At 71.5% G+C, this 15,694-nt stretch carries 14 protein-coding genes; 7 read left to right on the top strand and 7 right to left on the bottom strand.

Features of this window, described 5'->3' with window-relative positions:
* The first annotated feature begins 106 nt into the window (after window positions 1-106).
* Window positions 107-727 carry a Uma2 family endonuclease gene (locus LQ326_RS11840; protein WP_234535430.1) on the top strand — a complete coding sequence of 207 codons (621 nt, stop codon included), beginning with the start codon at window positions 107-109 and terminating at the stop codon, window positions 725-727.
* Window positions 728-802: 75 nt separating this feature from the next.
* Here the strand turns inward: LQ326_RS11840 and LQ326_RS11835 are convergent, their stop codons facing one another.
* The 5 genes from LQ326_RS11835 to LQ326_RS11815 all read right to left on the bottom strand — a co-directional run bounded on the left by LQ326_RS11835 (window position 803) and on the right by LQ326_RS11815 (window position 4,989).
* Window positions 803-1,582, bottom strand: coding sequence for a succinate dehydrogenase iron-sulfur subunit (locus LQ326_RS11835; protein WP_234535428.1), 780 nt, complete (start codon window positions 1,580-1,582; stop codon window positions 803-805).
* Window positions 1,582-3,336: a succinate dehydrogenase flavoprotein subunit gene (gene sdhA, locus LQ326_RS11830; RefSeq protein WP_234535426.1), complete on the bottom strand. Its 1,755-nt coding sequence runs from the start codon at window positions 3,334-3,336 to the stop codon at window positions 1,582-1,584. Before sdhA ends, LQ326_RS11835 begins: the two co-directional genes overlap by 1 nt.
* A gap of 19 nt (window positions 3,337-3,355) precedes the next feature.
* Window positions 3,356-3,838 carry a succinate dehydrogenase hydrophobic membrane anchor subunit gene (locus LQ326_RS11825; protein WP_181807213.1) on the bottom strand — a complete coding sequence of 161 codons (483 nt, stop codon included), beginning with the start codon at window positions 3,836-3,838 and terminating at the stop codon, window positions 3,356-3,358.
* 5 nt (window positions 3,839-3,843) lie between these two features.
* Window positions 3,844-4,224, bottom strand: a complete 381-nt coding sequence (gene sdhC / locus LQ326_RS11820; RefSeq protein WP_043406142.1) for a succinate dehydrogenase, cytochrome b556 subunit — start codon at window positions 4,222-4,224, stop codon at window positions 3,844-3,846.
* A gap of 192 nt (window positions 4,225-4,416) precedes the next feature.
* Entirely contained in the window at window positions 4,417-4,989 is a 573-nt protein-coding gene (locus LQ326_RS11815; RefSeq protein WP_234535424.1) for a 2-oxo-4-hydroxy-4-carboxy-5-ureidoimidazoline decarboxylase, read from the bottom strand.
* Between the two features lie 212 nt (window positions 4,990-5,201).
* On the opposite strand from LQ326_RS11815, the gene LQ326_RS11810 reads away from it, so the two are divergent.
* From LQ326_RS11810 to LQ326_RS11795, 4 genes are all read left to right on the top strand, one after another.
* Window positions 5,202-6,791, top strand: a complete 1,590-nt coding sequence (locus tag LQ326_RS11810; protein WP_234535503.1) for a beta-N-acetylhexosaminidase — start codon at window positions 5,202-5,204, stop codon at window positions 6,789-6,791.
* Between the two features lie 443 nt (window positions 6,792-7,234).
* Entirely contained in the window at window positions 7,235-7,792 is a 558-nt protein-coding gene (locus LQ326_RS11805; RefSeq protein ID WP_234535422.1) for a hypothetical protein, read from the top strand.
* Between the two features lie 185 nt (window positions 7,793-7,977).
* Entirely contained in the window at window positions 7,978-8,388 is a 411-nt protein-coding gene (locus tag LQ326_RS11800; RefSeq protein ID WP_234535501.1) for a hypothetical protein, read from the top strand.
* Window positions 8,389-8,435: 47 nt separating this feature from the next.
* Window positions 8,436-9,908 (top strand): MFS transporter, encoded by a 1,473-nt coding sequence (locus tag LQ326_RS11795; RefSeq protein ID WP_234535420.1) that lies wholly within the window; start codon window positions 8,436-8,438, stop codon window positions 9,906-9,908.
* Between the two features lie 3 nt (window positions 9,909-9,911).
* On the opposite strand, the gene LQ326_RS11790 is transcribed toward LQ326_RS11795, so the two are convergent.
* Window positions 9,912-12,188, bottom strand: a complete 2,277-nt coding sequence (locus LQ326_RS11790) for a peptidoglycan recognition protein family protein (protein ID WP_234535418.1) — start codon at window positions 12,186-12,188, stop codon at window positions 9,912-9,914.
* A gap of 706 nt (window positions 12,189-12,894) precedes the next feature.
* Here LQ326_RS11790 and LQ326_RS11785 point away from each other — a divergent pair.
* On the top strand, window positions 12,895-13,557 hold the full coding sequence (locus LQ326_RS11785; RefSeq protein WP_234535416.1) for an RNA polymerase sigma factor: 663 nt from the start codon (window positions 12,895-12,897) through the stop codon (window positions 13,555-13,557).
* Window positions 13,557-14,591 carry a hypothetical protein gene (locus LQ326_RS11780; protein ID WP_234535414.1) on the top strand — a complete coding sequence of 345 codons (1,035 nt, stop codon included), beginning with the start codon at window positions 13,557-13,559 and terminating at the stop codon, window positions 14,589-14,591. The genes LQ326_RS11785 and LQ326_RS11780 overlap by 1 nt, the downstream gene beginning before the upstream one ends.
* Window positions 14,592-14,816: 225 nt before the next feature.
* On the opposite strand, the gene LQ326_RS11775 is transcribed toward LQ326_RS11780, so the two are convergent.
* Window positions 14,817-15,656: a L,D-transpeptidase family protein gene (locus tag LQ326_RS11775; RefSeq protein WP_234535412.1), complete on the bottom strand. Its 840-nt coding sequence runs from the start codon at window positions 15,654-15,656 to the stop codon at window positions 14,817-14,819.
* Between the last annotated feature and the right edge of the window lie 38 nt (window positions 15,657-15,694).

Below are 15,694 nucleotides of genomic sequence, written 5' to 3'. Positions count from 1 at the left end.
AGCCGAACGGGCACCGGTGCCGTGATCACCCGTTGGGGTGAGGCGTCCCTGGTTCCCCCTGGGTAGGCTGATAGGACAGGCGAGACTCCGTCCCATGGGAGCACTGATGAGCGCCGCAGCGGACAACGAACTGGAACGGGACGACGAGCCGTCCTACCGCTGGCCCATCCCGCCCGCCGGGGGCTGGACCGCGGACGACCTCGACCGGATTCCGGGCCTCCCGCCCCACACGGAGTTGATCGACGGGAGCCTTGTCTTGATGAGTCCGCAGACCCGGTTCCACACGCGCACCATGCGCCTGCTGGACAACGCCCTCTTGGCGCAGGCGCCGGACCATCTCGACGTCGACCGGGAAATGACCGTGAGACTGGACGACAAGAACCGGCCCGAGCCCGACATCGTCGTGTTCTCCAAGGACGCCTGTACGGGTCCCAACCAGACCTGGTACAAGCCCGAGGACGTCGTCCTCGCCGTCGAGGTGGTCTCCGCGGACTCCAGGGAACGCGACCGTGAGGTCAAGCCCCGCAAGTACGCGGCGGTCGGAGTGCGCCACTACTGGCGGGTCGAGCAGGATGACGAAGGTCTCCCGGTCGCGTACGTCTACGAACTCGACCCCGCCACCAAGGTCTATCTCCTCACCGGCATCTTCCACGACCGCCTAAAGCTCACCGTCCCCTTCGACATCGAGATCGACCTGACGGCGATCAACCGGCGCCCCGGCACCTGACCGCCGAGCGGTACGGCAAGGGCCCCGCCCCGGTGTGGAACCGGAAGCGGGGCCCAGGCCAGGGCGGCGGAGGGATCAGAAGCGGCGCGTGATCAGCGCCCGCTTCACCTCCTGGATCGCCTTGGTGACCTCGATGCCGCGCGGGCAGGCGTCCGTGCAGTTGAAGGTCGTGCGGCAGCGCCACACGCCGTCGCGGTCGTTCAGGATCTCCAGGCGCTGCTCGCCCGCCTCGTCACGGCTGTCGAAGATGAAGCGGTGCGCGTTGACGATGGCGGCCGGACCGAAGTACTGGCCGTCGTTCCAGAAGACCGGGCACGAGGACGTGCAGGCCGCGCAGAGGATGCACTTCGTGGTGTCGTCGAAGCGCGCACGGTCCTCGGCCGACTGCAGCCGCTCCCGTGTGGGCTCGTTCGTGTCCTTCGTGATCAGGAAGGGCATGACGTCCCGGTACGCCTGGAAGAACGGCTCCATGTCCACGACCAGGTCCTTCAGGACCGTCAGGCCCTTGATGGGCTCGACCGTGATCGGCTTCTCGGGGTTGATGTCCTTGATCAGGGTCTTGCAGGCGAGGCGGTTCTTGCCGTTGATCCGCATCGCGTCCGAGCCGCAGATGCCGTGGGCGCAGGAGCGGCGGAAGGTCAGCGTGCCGTCCAGGTCCCACTTGATCTTGTGGAGGCCGTCGAGGACGCGCTCCTTCGGGTCGATCTCCAGCTGGAAGTCTTCCCAGACGGCGTCCGCGGAGACCTCGGGGTTGAAGCGGCGGACCCGGAAGGTGACCGTGATGTACGGGGAGTCGGCGAAGCCGGGCTCGGGCTGGCCGGCCGCGTCCGCCTTGTCCAGAACGGGGGTTGCCATCAGTACTTACGCTCCATCGGCTGGTAGCGGGTCTGGACGACCGGCTTGTAATCGAGACGGATGGACTCGGCGCCGTCGTCGCCCACCTCGCGGTACGCCATGGTGTGGCGCATGAAGTTGACGTCGTCGCGGTTGGGGTAGTCCTCGCGGTAGTGACCGCCGCGGGACTCCTTGCGGGCCAGCGCGGAGACCGCCATGACCTCGGCGAGGTCGAGCAGGTTGCCGAGCTCGATGGCCTCCAGCAGGTCCGTGTTGAACCGCTTGCCCTTGTCCTGGACCGAGACGTTCTTGTAGCGCTCGCGCAGCTCCGCGATCTTCTCGACCGCCGTCTTGATCGTCTGCTCGGTGCGGAACACCATGACGTTGGCGTCCATGGTCTCCTGCAGCTCCCGGCGGAGCGTGGCGACCCGCTCGTTGCCCGTCGAGGTGCGCAGCCGCTCGATCTGGGAGACGACGAACTCGGCCGGGTTGTCCGGGAGTTCCACGTAGTCGTGCCCGTGCGCGTACGCGGCCGCCGCGATGCCCGCCCGGCGGCCGAACACGTTGATGTCGAGCAGCGAGTTGGTGCCGAGGCGGTTGGCGCCGTGCACCGACACGCAGGCGACCTCGCCGGCCGCGTACAGGCCCGGGACGACGGTGGTGTTGTCGATGAGGACCTCACCCTCGACGTTGGTCGGGATGCCGCCCATGGCGTAGTGCGCGGTGGGCTGGATCGGGATCGGGTCCGTGTACGGCTCGATGCCGAGGTAGGTGCGCGCGAACTCGGTGATGTCCGGGAGCTTCGCGTCCAGCTGCTCCGGCGGGAGGTGGGTGAGGTCGAGGTAGACGTGGTCGCCCTCGGGACCGCAGCCACGGCCCTCACGGATCTCCGTGTAGATGGAGCGGGAGACGACGTCGCGGGACGCGAGGTCCTTCATGACCGGCGCGTACTTCTCCATGAAGCGCTCGCCGTCCTTGTTGCGGAGGATGCCGCCCTCACCACGGGCGCCCTCCGTCAGCAGGATGCCCATGCGCCAGATGCCGGTCGGGTGGAACTGGAAGAACTCCATGTCCTCCAGCGGCAGGCCACGGCGGTAGACCGCCGCCTGCCCGTCACCGGTGAGCGTGTGGGCGTTCGACGTCACCTTGAAGAACTTGCCGGTGCCGCCGGAGGCGTAGATGACGGCCTTCGCCTGGAAGACGTGGATCTCGCCGGTGGCCAGCTCGTAGGCGACCACACCGGCGGACTTCTTGACGCCGTCGACCTCGGTGATCAGCTGGTCCAGGACGTAGAACTCGTTGAAGAACTCCACGCCCTCCTTGACGCAGTTCTGGTACAGCGTCTGGAGGATCATGTGGCCGGTGCGGTCGGCCGCGTAGCAGGACCGGCGGACCGGCGCCTCGCCGTGGTTACGGCTGTGACCGCCGAACCGGCGCTGGTCGATGGTGCCGTTCGGCGTCCGGTTGAACGGCAGGCCCATCTTCTCCAGGTCGAGGACGGCGTCGATGGCCTCCTTCGCCAGGATCTCGGCGGCGTCCTGGTCGACCAGGTAGTCACCGCCCTTGATCGTGTCGAAGGTGTGCCACTCCCAGTTGTCCTCCTCCACGTTGGCGAGCGCGGCGGCCATACCGCCCTGCGCGGCGCCCGTGTGGGAGCGGGTGGGGTAGAGCTTGGTCAGGACCGCGGTGCGGCTGCGCTTGGTGGACTCGATGGCCGCGCGCATGCCCGCGCCGCCGGCGCCGACGATGACGGTGTCATACTTGTGGATCTTCATGATTCTCGCAGCCCCGTGCCTAGCGGATGTTCGGGTCGAAGGTGAAGATCACCAGCGAGCCCAGCAGGATGGTGAACACCGTGGCCGTGTAGAGCAGGCCCTTGAGCCACAGCCGGGTGTTCGCGCGCTCCGCGTAGTCGTTGATGATCGTGCGCAGACCGTTGGCTCCGTGCAGCATCGCGAGCCACAGCATGAGGAGGTCCCAGACCTGCCAGAACGGGCTCGCCCAGCGGCCGGCCACGAACGCGAAGCCGATCTTCGACACGCCGCCGTCGAGCACCAGCTGGATCAGCAGGTGGCCGAGGACCAGGACGACCAGCACGACACCGGACAGGCGCATGAACAGCCAGGCGGCCATCTCGAAGTTGCCGCGGGTGGAGCGCGGGGTCTTCTTGGTGCGCTTGCGCGGGGCCTCGATGAGGGGGGCCGGGTTGTCGACGCCGTAGAGGGGGGCGCCCTCGACGGGGCCGACGCCGGCTGCGGGGGTTTCAGTGGTCGACATCGGCGTCAGCTCCCGAACAGGACACGAGCGGCGTGGCCGAGAACGGGGTAAATGGCCCCGGCCATCAGGACGACCCAGACACCGACGACCGTCCAGAGCATCTGCTTCTGGTAGCGCGGGCCCTTCGACCAGAAGTCGACGGCGATGACGCGCAGGCCGTTGAGGGCGTGGAAGAGGATGGCGGCGACGAGGCCGTACTCCAGCAGTGCGACGATCGGCGTCTTGTACGTGGCTACGACCTTGTCGTAGTCCTCGGGGGAGACGCGGACGAGAGCGGTGTCCAGCACGTGAACGAACAGGAAGAAGAAAATGAGGACGCCGGTGACTCGGTGAGCCACCCAGGACCACATTCCTTCCCGGCCGCGGTACAGCGTTCCAGCCGGCACGGAAGTCCCTCCGGGAGCGGGGTATCGGGGCCGCGCCGGCTTGTGGGTGTCGGTCGGGCCCGGCCGGGTACGGTCCACCGGCCCTCAGCATGGTAGCGATGCGTCGGCGCCGGGCTTACGCCGGGCCTACCGGTGTGATCAAAGTGGCACGCGGATGGGTGAGCCGGGCGGCATCCGAGGTGCCGGATCCGGTCATTTGCCGGGTGCGGGTGCGTTTGACCTGGTCGCTCCACGCGGCGGAGCCGCTGACCGGCACTGCCCCGCACCCCCCACTTTCTCCGCGAGCCGTTGCCCGGCAAGGCGCCGTAGCTCCTCCGCCGCCACTACCCGTTCGTCCTCCGGATCGTTTGTCAAACGTGACCGGATGCCTTCCAGGACGCGGTCCAGGGATTCGGCGGGCGGCGTGTCGCCCAGGTAGATGACGAAGACGTGTCCGAAGCGGGCCTCGTACGCCGCGTGCGCCGCGCTGAGCGCGGTGTGGGCGGCCGAGTAGGTGCCGTCGGGCACCGGCGGCAGGCACTCGTCGGCCAAGGCCGCCGAGAGATCCTCCGGCGACAGGTCGTACGCCGCCTCGTCGGCTGCCGCCAGGAGGGATTCGACGTCGGGGTAGGGGCGGTGGGCGGCGATGCGGTGGGACCAGCGCGGGCTGTGCAGGCAGTGCAGGAGCAGCGCGCCGGCCTCGTCGTCCGGGGCGGCGTTGAAGGCGTCCAGCGGGGCGGGGAGAGGGGGCAGACGGTGGGCGGGCAGCGTGGGTCCTCGCGTCACGGGCGGTGTGGCAGGGGATGCTGTGAGATATGTGTCGTCGACGCTATAGAGGACGTTCACGGTGTGTCCGATGGTTGCTTGAGTTTCACCCGAACGGGAGAGTTTCGGATTGGGGCGATGACGGTCGTGGGGCTGCCGCGTCGTAAGTTGTCACCGTGAGCCAGCACAGGCGGAAGCCGTCAGCACGGCAGGGCGGCCGGAGGCGGGCGGTGATGGTCGCCGCGGCCTTCGCGGGGACCGTCGCGCTCGGCACGGGCATCGGCGTATGGGCCACCTCGGGCGGCGGCGACGGCGCGGCCCGGCAGCCCTCCGCGAGCGCGCCGGCCACCTCGTCCGGGGCGGCGACCCCCACGCCCACGCCGACCCGCAGCTACCCCCTCTCGCAGGCCCCCCGCACCATCCCCGCCGTCCGCTCCCACACCGCGGCCCGCGGCCCCGGCTGGCGCCCGCGGCAGGGCGGCCGGGTCGTGGTGAGCAACGCGGCGCTGGCCGACGAGGGACGGCTGACGGCGAGCGAGCTGGGCCTGTCGTACGCCGGGCAGAAGGGCGCCGACGACGACGTCAGGCCCGGTGACCTGCGGCTCGACCTCGGCGGCAGCGGGGACCCGGAGTCGTACACCATGACCGTGCGCGGCGGGTCGGTCCGGATCAGCGGGCCCGGGGACGCGGGCGTCTTCTACGGCACCCGGACGCTGAAGCAGGAGGTGCACGGCGGCGGTACGGCCCCGGAGGGAGTGGTGCGGGACCAGCCGGCCAAGCCGCAGCGCGGGTTCATGCTCGACATCGCGCGCAAGCCGTTCACCGCGGGCTGGATAGAGTCGCGGATACGGGAACTCGGCGACCTGAAGTTCAACCAGCTCGGGCTGCACTTCTCCGACGACCAGGGCTTCCGGATCGAGTCCGACACCCACCCCGAGATCGTCTCCCGGGACCACCTGACCAAGGCGCAGGTGAAGGAGATCGTCGCGGTCGCCGCCGCCCGGCACATCCAGGTCGTGCCGGAGATCGACTCGCCGGGACACCTCGGTGCCGTCCTCGCCGCCCACCCCGAGCTGCGACTGCGCAACGCGCAGGGGGTGGTCACCAGGGGGGCCATCGACATCTCCAAGGACGCCTCGGCGGAGCTCGTCGACGATCTGCTCGACGAGTACGCCGACCTGTTCCCCGGCTCCTACTGGAACCTCGGCGGCGACGAGTACCAGGCCCTGAGCGTCGCGAACCCGCAGGCCTCCTACCCGCAGCTGGCGGCCGCCGCCCGGCAGGAGTACGGCTCCGGCGCCACCGTCGCCGACCTCACCACCGGCTGGCTGAACGCCCGCGCCGACACCGTCCGCGCCCACGAGCGGACCATGCGGGCCTGGAACGACGGCTTCTTCCGCGGCACCTCCGTGCAGCCCGCCGAGGACCTCCAGGTCGCCTACTGGACCGGCAAGGAGATCGGCGCCCGGCAGCCCGTGGAGTACCTGAGGGCGGGCCGCAAGGTCCTCAACTACAACGACGAGTACCTCTACTACGTCCTCGGCGAGCCCAACACCTTCGTCTATCCGACCGGACAGCGGATCTACGAGCAGTGGATCCCGCGCATGCTGCGCGGCACCTCCGCCGTGGCCGCGCGGTACGAACCCCAGATCCTCGGCGGCTCCTTCGCCGTCTGGTGCGACCTCGCGGGCTCCCAGACCCAGGACCAGGTGGCGGCCGGCATCCGGATGCCGCTGCGGGCCACCATCCAGAAACTCTGGGACCCGGCCCCCCCGACGATGTCCTGGACGGACTTCAAGGCCCTCGCGAACAGACTGGGCTGACCCGGCGAACCACGGGGACGTACGGCGGTGACGGGCCCTGCCTGCCGCCTTCCGCGCGCGGGCCGGGGGAGGGCTCCGGGCCCGGCCGCGTCCCGGCTGCGGGCAATCGTGCCGTCACCGGGGAGATGTTCATCGCGGCCGCCCTGCAGAGCGCCGGTATCGCCGGTATCGCCGCCGCCGTGCTCGCGATCCTCCCCGTACCGCGGCTGACCCGGATGCGGCACGAGAAGGCTCCGGCGGACACCGCACCGGCCGCGTTCTGCCCCCCCGGCCCGCCTCCTCCGGCCCTGCCGCACTGTTGGCCGAAAACACATTCTTCGGACTCCTGTGGATCCCGGGTGTCCTGCCGGTGTGACACTGCCGTACCGTCGCACGCAGTTAGGGCAAGTGTGGGATCCGTGCACATGGGTGCCTTGGTATGTACCGTTTCTGGGAGGCGTGGGATGAGCCTGGTGGAGCTGATCGCTCAGGCCGATGAACGCGGACTGGCCGCCAGTGGGTTGGCCTGTTTGGATCGGTGCGTGCCGCTGCTGGGCGGGGACGACCTGGTGCTGCGGCCGCTGTGGGCGAGCCTCGCCGACGGCTCCGACTGGGGCCCGGGACTGGAGAAGGCGCGCGGCTCGCTCGGCGCCGGCACCGAGCGCGACGGCCGGGCAGGGGAGGCCGAGGCCCTCGCCCGGCGGATGCTCGACGCCGCGCCCGAGTCGCGGGAGGCCGCGGACATCCGCCGGTGGGCCGACGCCTGCTCCGTCGCCTCGCTGCAGATCCACCGGCTCCTCGACCCGGCCGAGGACGCGGCACCCTCGGTCGACTCCCTCCGGGAGGGCGGCACCGAGGGCATGTCGCCGCTGGTCGCCGCCGAACTGCGCCGTCAGGTCACGGTGCTCGAACTGCTGGCGGAGCACGGCGCGGCCGGGCTGCGGCGTGCGCTGGACGTCTCCACCGAGGGCCGCCGGGTGCTGCGCGCGGTGGTCTCACGGCGGGCCCGCGGGCTCGGGTGAACCATTCGTGACGGCGGTGCGCGGGTCCTGCGCCGGTTGCCGCAACCCCCCTGTATCCGGGTGACGAAACCGCCGTCGGCCTCGCTCTTCCCTATGTGACAGCCCACGATGCGACAGCCGGCCACCTGACCGTCGATCACCTGCCCGACGGCCACCTGCCCGACGGCCACTTGCCCGACGGCCACCTGACGGCGCCGCGGCGGACCAGGCCGCACGCCGCCGCGAGACCGGCCCGGTGGGCGGCGGACGCGGTGGCCATGATGCGCGAGGGCGCGCGGGTCCGGCTCGACTACTCGGCGCAGAGCCTGTGGCGGGTCGACCGCATGGTGGAGGAGATACGCCGGGAGGACCCGCCGTACGACGCCGTGCGGGAGATGCTGCGCGGTTTCGGGGCCTACGCCGGCGAGGTGATCGTCCGTCACGCCGGCGCCGAGTGGTGGGCGACCGGCGGCGACCACTGGATCCGCACCCCCGACGGCCGGCTGTGGGACCCGATCGACGAGGCCCGGCGGTGCTACCGCGGCCAGGGCTCACTGCGACTGCTGTGCCGGGACGCGCTGGAACAGCCGGCGGCTCGGCAAAAAACACCGAAATAAGAGACGCGGACGTTCCCAACAGGCCGGTGGCGGAGCACGATTGCCCCATGGCCGACAACCGACGCTGGTGGGCCCTGGTGGTCATCGCCCTGGCCCAGCTGATGGTCGTGCTCGACATGACCATCGTCAACATCGCGCTCCCCTCCGCCCAGGTCGCTCTGCACATGTCCGACGGCAACCGGCAATGGGTGATCACCGCCTACACCCTCGCCTTCGGCGGGCTGCTGCTGCTCGGCGGCCGGATCGCCGACCTGGCCGGACGCAGGGTGGCGTTCATGACCGGTCTGGTCGGTTTCGCGGCCGCCTCCGCGCTCGGCGGGGCCGCGGTCAACCAGGGCATGCTGTTCGGGGCGCGGGCCTTGCAGGGCGTGTTCGCCGCGCTGCTCGCCCCGGCCGCGCTGTCGCTGCTCGCGACGACGTTCACCGACCCGAGGGACCGCGGGAAGGCGTTCGGCATCTTCGGCGCCATCATCGGCGCGGGCGCCGCGGTCGGGCTGCTCGCGGGCGGCTTCCTCACCCAGTACCTGGACTGGCGCTGGTGCCTGTACGTCAACGTGCCGATCGCGCTGGTCGCCTTCGCCGGCGCCTGGGTCCTGCTGCCCGACGGCGGCCGCCATCCCGACGCCCGCCTCGATGCCCCCGGCGCCCTGCTCGGCTCGGCCGGCATGCTCTCCCTGGTCTACGGCTTCTCCGAGGCGGAGTCCCGGAGCTGGGGTGACGGCCTGGTCCTGGCGCTGCTCGGCGGCGGAGTGGCGCTGCTCGGCCTCTTCGGGTACTGGCAGACCCGCGCCCGGGTCCCGCTGCTCCCGATGACCGTCGTACGGGACCGGCAGCGCATCGGCTCGTTCCTCACCGTGCTGCTGGTGACCGTCGGCATGTTCGGCGTCTTCCTCTTCCTGACGTACTACATGCAACGCGTCCTCGGCTATTCGCCCGTGAAGACCGGCGTCGCCTATCTCCCCATCACCGTCGGCATGGTCACCGGCTCCACCCAGGTCGCCGCCCGGCTGCTGCACCGGGTCCCGCCCCGCATGCTGATCGTGCCCGGGCTGCTGCTGGCGGCCGGGGCGCTGGCGCTGATAGCCCAGGTCGGGGTCGAACCGGCGTACGCCTCGCACATCCTGCCCGGCATGCTGATGCTCGGCCTCGGCATGGGCACCGCGATGATGACCTCCGTCTCGCTGGCCACCGGCAACGTCGCCCCACGGGACTCGGGCGCGGCCTCGGCCACCTTCAACACCGCCCAGCAGGTGGGCGGTTCGATCGGTACGGCGCTCCTGAACACCATCGCCGCGAGCGTCACCACCCGCTACGCCACCGCGCACGCCGCGACCGTTCCGGACAGGGCGCTGCTGGCGGCGAAGGCCGCGGTGCACGGCTTCAACGTGGCCACCTGGTGGGCGATGGCCGCTCTGCTGCTGGGCGCCCTGGTCGCCGGAGTGGTCGTGAACGCGGACCGGGCGCCCACCCCGCAGGCAGCGCGGGAGCGGACGCCCGAACCGGTGGAGTCGGCCACCTGAGAACTACTTGATGTACACCAGGCCGTCCGTCGTGACCGTCGGGCGGCCGCTGGTGCCGGCCACCACGATCCTCACGGTGTGCTTGGCGCTGGAGGACCAGGCCCTGGTCCAGATCGCCTGGCGGTACGAGGTCGTCGTGGACTTCAGGTCGACGGTCGCCACCTTGGTGCCGTCGACGTAGACGTAGGCCTGACCCGAGGTGGACGCCCGCGAGACCACCCAGGAGGCGGACCGGCCGGTGAAGGTCCAGCTCAGGCTCGCGCCCTTGGAGCCGCTGGAGTAGGACGTGCCGCCCAGGTAGTTGGTGGACGACCGGGCCGTCCAGGTACCGGACCTGGCGGCCGACGTCTCCTGGAGGATCACCGGGGTGAAGGAGGCGGACGAGGTGCGGGTGTTGCCCGCGTAGTCGTACGCCTTCATCGACCAGGTGGACGCGGTACCGGGCCGGGCGGTGCGGCTGGAGCCGGTCGTGGTCGGGCCGAAGGCGGCCGTCGTCGGGGACAGCAGGCTCACCGACTTCAGGGCCGCGTCGTCGGTGGCCTTCCAGCCGAGGGTGACCGGCACGGCGGTGGTGCTGACGGTGCCGGTGCGCAGGGACAGCTTCGGCGCGGTGGTGAAGGACGGCGCCGTGGTGTCGGTGACGACGGTCAGCGCGGCGGTCGTCGTGGTCTTGCCGGACTGGTGCACGGCCCGTACGGCCACGGTGTGGCTGCCCGCGGTGAGCGTGGCGGCGGCCGAGGTCGCCGTTCCGGAGGTGGTGGCGGCGGTCTTGCCGTCCACCAGCAGCTCGAACTTCGAGATCAGCGAACCCGGCGTGGTGGTCGACCACTTCGCCGTGATCGCCCCCTTGGTGTAGTACGTCGAACCGGACGGGCTCGCACCGGACAGCGAGGTGAGCTTGAGGCCCTGCACCGGGCCGGACGCCCAGGCGCGGACGGTCGGCAGCTGGGGGTAGAGGGAGTTGCCTGGGCACTGGGTGTTGTAGCCGTCGCGGTGCCCGGAGATCCGGTTGAAGGTGTACGCGGTGCCCGAAGTGAAGCCGGTGCCGAAGTAGTTGGTCTGGGTCGCGCCCGCCGTGAGCTTGACGGTGCCGGCGGGGTCGGCGCCGTACTGGCCGAGCTTCCAGGCCGCGAGCCGGGCGATCGACGCCAGGGCCGCGTTCGTGGCGCCGGCCGAGGTGTAGTCGCCGAGCACGGCGATACCGGCCGACTCCCGGTTCCAGCCGTAGGTGTGCGCGCCGAGCACCGGCAGGCCGACACCGCCCTTGCGGCCCTCGAAGATCGTGCCGCACTTGTCGACCAGGAAGTTGTAGCCGATGTCGTTCCAGTGCTCGGTCTGCGTGTGGTACGCGTAGATGCCCCGGACGATCGCCGGGGAATCCGAGCACGCGTAGTCGTTGGTGCCGTCCGTGTGGTGGACGAAGACGGCCTTCACGTCCGCGTTGTAGTCCGACGGGTCCGGGCTCAGCGACTCGTCGGCGCCCCAGCCGGCCCGCGAGACGATCGGCGGCTCGGGCACGGTGGACGGCGGTGCGACAGGCGTGGAGGCCGACGGGCTCGCGGACGCGCTGTCCGTCGGCGCGGCGGACGCGGAGCCGCTCGGGGAGGCCGAGCCGGTGGCCGGCACGGAGTCGGCCGGCGTCACGGACTCGGTGGGCGACGCGGAATCCGCCGGGGAGGCCGAGTCGGCCGGGGAGACGGAGGCGCCGGGGGACGCGGAGTCCGTCGGCGACGTGCTGTCGCCGGGGGTGGCGTCCGCCACGAACGCGGCCGGCTCCGCCCTGGTCTCCGCAGGTGTCACCACCCCCGGGTCGACCAGGTTCACCTGGAGTCCCCTGGGCAGGCCGGCACTGGTGGCGCCGTCCCGGCCGGCGACCTGGACCTGGACGCCGTCGGAGGGGCCGACCCACAGTGGCTCGGACGCGCCGCGCGCGTCGGAGCCGGCCTCCGGGTCCTCCAGCGGGTCGGCCGCCTCCAGAGCGTGCCAGGCGCTCCACTGCCCGGTCTCGGCGCTCCGGGTCCGCACCCGGGCCGTGCCGTGCAGCCGCTTCGCCGCCCCCGTCCAGGAGACGCCGAGCAGCGAGAACTGCCCGGTGTCCGTGCGCGGAAGCTCCCGCTCGCCGTTCGTGGTGCCCTTCAGCGCCAGGTCGTAGACCTTCACCGGCCGTCTGGCCTGCCCGCCGGTTCCGTGGCCGGCGGACGGGCTGGCGACGGCGTACGTCACCACACCCCCGCCGCCCAGGACCACCGCACCGAGCGTCAGCCACGCCCGGCGCCTCATGCTCAACGGTCTGTACGCACGCGTCCCGCGTGGACTCACTCGTCCCCACCCCTAGAAAAAAAGACCATCGCTGTCAGGCCCGTCACACCTTTCGCACAGGCCACGCTTAGGCTTAGCGTCCGGCCCTGACCAAACGTCACCCGTGGGCGTGCCGACGGGAGAGCGGCGGACGCCGGTGAGACACCGCTCACCGGGGCGTGGCGCGGCGGGTGGCTGAGGTCTGCTCCGGATCCGGCGACGCGGGGCTCCGCGACGAGCGCCGACGGGTTGCCCGGCCCGGTACCGGGCGGGGTCCGCGGCCGGTCCGGTGCGGCTCGGCGAGCTTCCGCGCGGGAGAATCCTCCGGACCGCGACACGTCCGCGGTGCGGAAGAACCGAAGCAACGACCGGGGCCGCCACCCCCCACAGGAGAGGCCCCGGCCGTCGCGCGGTACGGACCGCGCGGCGGCCCGTACCCTGTACAGCGCCATGACTGCGTTTTCTGTCACACCTCAGGGCGTCACGAGTCAGTTGCGCTTTGTACTGACGTGGACGGCGAGCGGTTTCAGGTCGTAACGTGCAGTTCGCGCCGGGCCGCGGAGGACGCATATGACCACCGCGACGATCTGCGGTCCCGAACACCGCAACCATCGATCGACGAACCGGACGGCGAGAACCACGACCGCGAGAGCGGCGCCGGTTGAGGCGCGAAGTAGGGAACACACGGGTGCTGGGGGACGACGCGGAGCTGACCGCCGCGGTGCGTGCGGCACAGGGCGGGGACGAGACCGCGTTCCGCATCGTCTATCGCGCGGTCCAGCCACGCCTGCTCGGATACGTCCGAACGCTGGTCGGTGACCCGGACGCCGAGGACGTCACCTCGGAGACCTGGCTGCAGATAGCCCGTGACCTCGACCGGTTCAGCGGAGACGCGGACCGGTTCCGCGGCTGGGCCGCCCGGATCGCCCGCAACCGTGCCCTCGATCACATACGGATGCGCGGCCGCCGCCCCGCGATCGGCGGCGACGAGACGGAACTGGCCGGCCGGGCCGCCGACTCGGACACCGCCGGCGAGGCCATCGAGGCGCTGACCACCGTCTCCACGCTCTCCCTCATCGCCCGGCTGCCGCAGGACCAGGCCGAGGCCGTCGTCCTCAGGGTCGTCATGGGGCTCGACGCCAAGACCGCCGCCGAGACCCTCGGCAAACGGGCCGGGGCGGTGCGGACGGCAGCCCACCGGGGGCTCAGGAAGCTCGCGGAACTGCTGGGCGCCGACGCCGAGGCGGCGGACGTCCTCGACGCGCTGCGGCCCCAGCGAGAACCGAATGATCGTGCGGCGACGTCCGCCAGTGTGACGCATACGCGTTCGCGGACGCAGAAGGACATGTGATGGCCGACGAGCAGTACAAGTGGCTGAACCGGGTGACGGCGGACCGTCTGCTGCGCGGTGAGTCGCTGGAAGCTGTCGAGGCCTCCGCCCGTGACCAGGCAGAACGTCTCGCCGGGGCGCTCGGCGAGCTCTCCGCGCGGGTCGCGCCGGCCACCACCGAACTCCCCGGCGAGGAAGCCGCGCTGGCTGCCTTCCGCAAAGCGCGCGAATCCGCCGAGGACGCCGGGACCGTCGTGGCCGCGCAGTCCGGCGGGCCCGGGCGGGACGCCGACGCGGGTCTCTTCCGTATCGCCGCCGGTGCCCGGCCGGCCCGGGTCCCGCGCCGGTTCCGCCCCGCACGGCTCGGCCTCGCCGCCGCGCTGACCGCCGGCATGCTCGGCGGGATCGCGGTGGCCGCGGGCACCGGGGTGCTGCCGACGCCGTTCGACGACAACCGGCCCGGCCCGGCCGCCTCCGTCTCGGCCGCCGGCACCCCCGCGCGTCCGCAGGGCTCGCAGTCGCCCGACTCCCTGCCCGGCGGCGAGACCGGCACTCCCTCCAGCCATGCCGCGTCCGGCGGCTCCGGGCAGAACCCGCCCGGTTCGACGGGCAAGCCGAAGACCCGGGACACCGCCTCCCCCGGCCTCCCCGTCGGCGGGTGGAGCGGCGCGCTGACCTCCTGCCGCGCGATCCAGGGCGGCAAGTCGCTGGACACCGAGCGCAGGCGGGCCCTGGAGGGACTGGCGGGCGGCGCCGGCCGGGTGGACAAGTTCTGCAAGGCCGTCCTCGGGACCGGACTGAACGGCAAGGGCGAGCCCCCCGGTGACGGCAAGGGCGGCGACAACGGCCAGGGCGGCCAGGATGACGGCAACGGCTCGGGCGGCGACGACGAGGGCTGGCCCGGCCGGGGCGCCGGCGGCACGGGCGGCACCGGTTGGGGCAGGGGCGACCACCATCACCAGGACGGCGTGGCCACCCCCGCCCCGACCGGCTTCGCGCCCCTGCCGCAGAGCCGGTCCGCCACCTCGCCCAGCCCCACATACAGCGCACTTTGACCTTTACGCACCGCTGTGACCTGCGGCTTTGAAATTCGCTGAACTTTTTTCCGGCGAGGAGTGACGTTTTCGGCCCCGGTGACGCAGTACTGAATGAGCCGACTGGTCATCGGCCGTCGCACAGAGCCGGGGTTCCCCCCGTACCTGCGGCTCGTGCATTGGCGCGGGCGGGACACGTTCCCCCGGTCCCGCCCGCGCCCCGCACGTCCTTCGCACATCACCCGCTCACCAGTAGACGACGACCTTGTCGCCGTTCCGCACCTGCGCGAACAGGTCCGCGATCGCCGCCTCGTCCCGCACGTTGACGCACCCGTGCGAGCCGCCCGCGTAGCCGCGGGCCGCGAAGTCGTAGGAGTAGTGCACCGCCTGGCCGCCGCTGAAGAACATCGCGTACGGCATGGGGGAGTGGTAGAGCGTCGACACGTGGTGGCGGGACTTCCAGTAGACGTGGAACACACCCTCCCGGGTCGGGGTGTACTGCGCCCCGAACCGCACGGACATGGTCGACACCGTGCGCCCGTCGATCATCCAGCGCAGGGTCCGGCTGGTCTTGCTGATGCACAGCACCCGCCCGGTCAGGCACCGCGGGTCGGGCGCGGCGGCCGGCTGACCGCCCATCAGGTACAGCTCCCACTTCCCCGGCCGGTGCGTCATCCCCACCAGCAGCCGCCAGGTCACCGCGTCGGTCTCACCGGTCTGCGGCAGCCCGCGCTTGCCCTGGAAACCCTTGACGGCCTCGGCGGTGAGGTCGTCGTAGGTCCCCGTCGGCCCGTCGAAGAGCCAGGCGACCTGGCGCAGCCGGGCCTGGAGCTCGCGGACGCCGGTGCCGGTGTCGCCGCGGGTGAAGACGATGTGCGGCGGCACGGTCTCCACCGCGGACGGAGTCGGCTCCGGCGCCGGAACGGCGGTCGAAGGGGACGTGGAGGTGGAGGCGGAGCTGTGCGGGAGGTCGATGTGGACGGGCGAGTGCCCCTTGGCGTCCCCGCCGTCCGGCGCCCGCACGGTGCACCCGCACAGCACGGCCAGCACGGCGGCGAGGATCCCTGAGTACGCCGAGACCTTCATGCCGAGGATGCTTCCCCGCGTGACCGCCGCCGAACAAG

This window comes from Streptomyces shenzhenensis, assembly GCF_021462265.1.
GTDB lineage: Bacteria > Actinomycetota > Actinomycetes > Streptomycetales > Streptomycetaceae > Streptomyces > Streptomyces shenzhenensis.
This window is presented reverse-complemented; position numbering and strand designations above follow the sequence as displayed.

What these genes read in the sequence shown, in the direction of transcription:
- LQ326_RS11840 (WP_234535430.1), top strand. Translation starts at nt 107, where the DNA reads ATGAGCGCCGCAGCGGACAACGAACTGGAACGGGACGACGAGCCGTCC.
- LQ326_RS11835 (WP_234535428.1), bottom strand. Translation starts at nt 1,582, where the DNA reads ATGGCAACCCCCGTTCTGGACAAGGCGGACGCGGCCGGCCAGCCCGAG.
- sdhA (WP_234535426.1), bottom strand. Translation starts at nt 3,336, where the DNA reads ATGAAGATCCACAAGTATGACACCGTCATCGTCGGCGCCGGCGGCGCG.
- LQ326_RS11825 (WP_181807213.1), bottom strand. Translation starts at nt 3,838, where the DNA reads ATGTCGACCACTGAAACCCCCGCAGCCGGCGTCGGCCCCGTCGAGGGC.
- LQ326_RS11810 (WP_234535503.1), top strand. Translation starts at nt 5,202, where the DNA reads ATGGTCGCCGCGGCCTTCGCGGGGACCGTCGCGCTCGGCACGGGCATC.
- LQ326_RS11805 (WP_234535422.1), top strand. Translation starts at nt 7,235, where the DNA reads ATGAGCCTGGTGGAGCTGATCGCTCAGGCCGATGAACGCGGACTGGCC.
- LQ326_RS11795 (WP_234535420.1), top strand. Translation starts at nt 8,436, where the DNA reads ATGGCCGACAACCGACGCTGGTGGGCCCTGGTGGTCATCGCCCTGGCC.
- LQ326_RS11790 (WP_234535418.1), bottom strand. Translation starts at nt 12,188, where the DNA reads ATGAGGCGCCGGGCGTGGCTGACGCTCGGTGCGGTGGTCCTGGGCGGC.
- LQ326_RS11780 (WP_234535414.1), top strand. Translation starts at nt 13,557, where the DNA reads ATGGCCGACGAGCAGTACAAGTGGCTGAACCGGGTGACGGCGGACCGT.
- LQ326_RS11775 (WP_234535412.1), bottom strand. Translation starts at nt 15,656, where the DNA reads ATGAAGGTCTCGGCGTACTCAGGGATCCTCGCCGCCGTGCTGGCCGTG.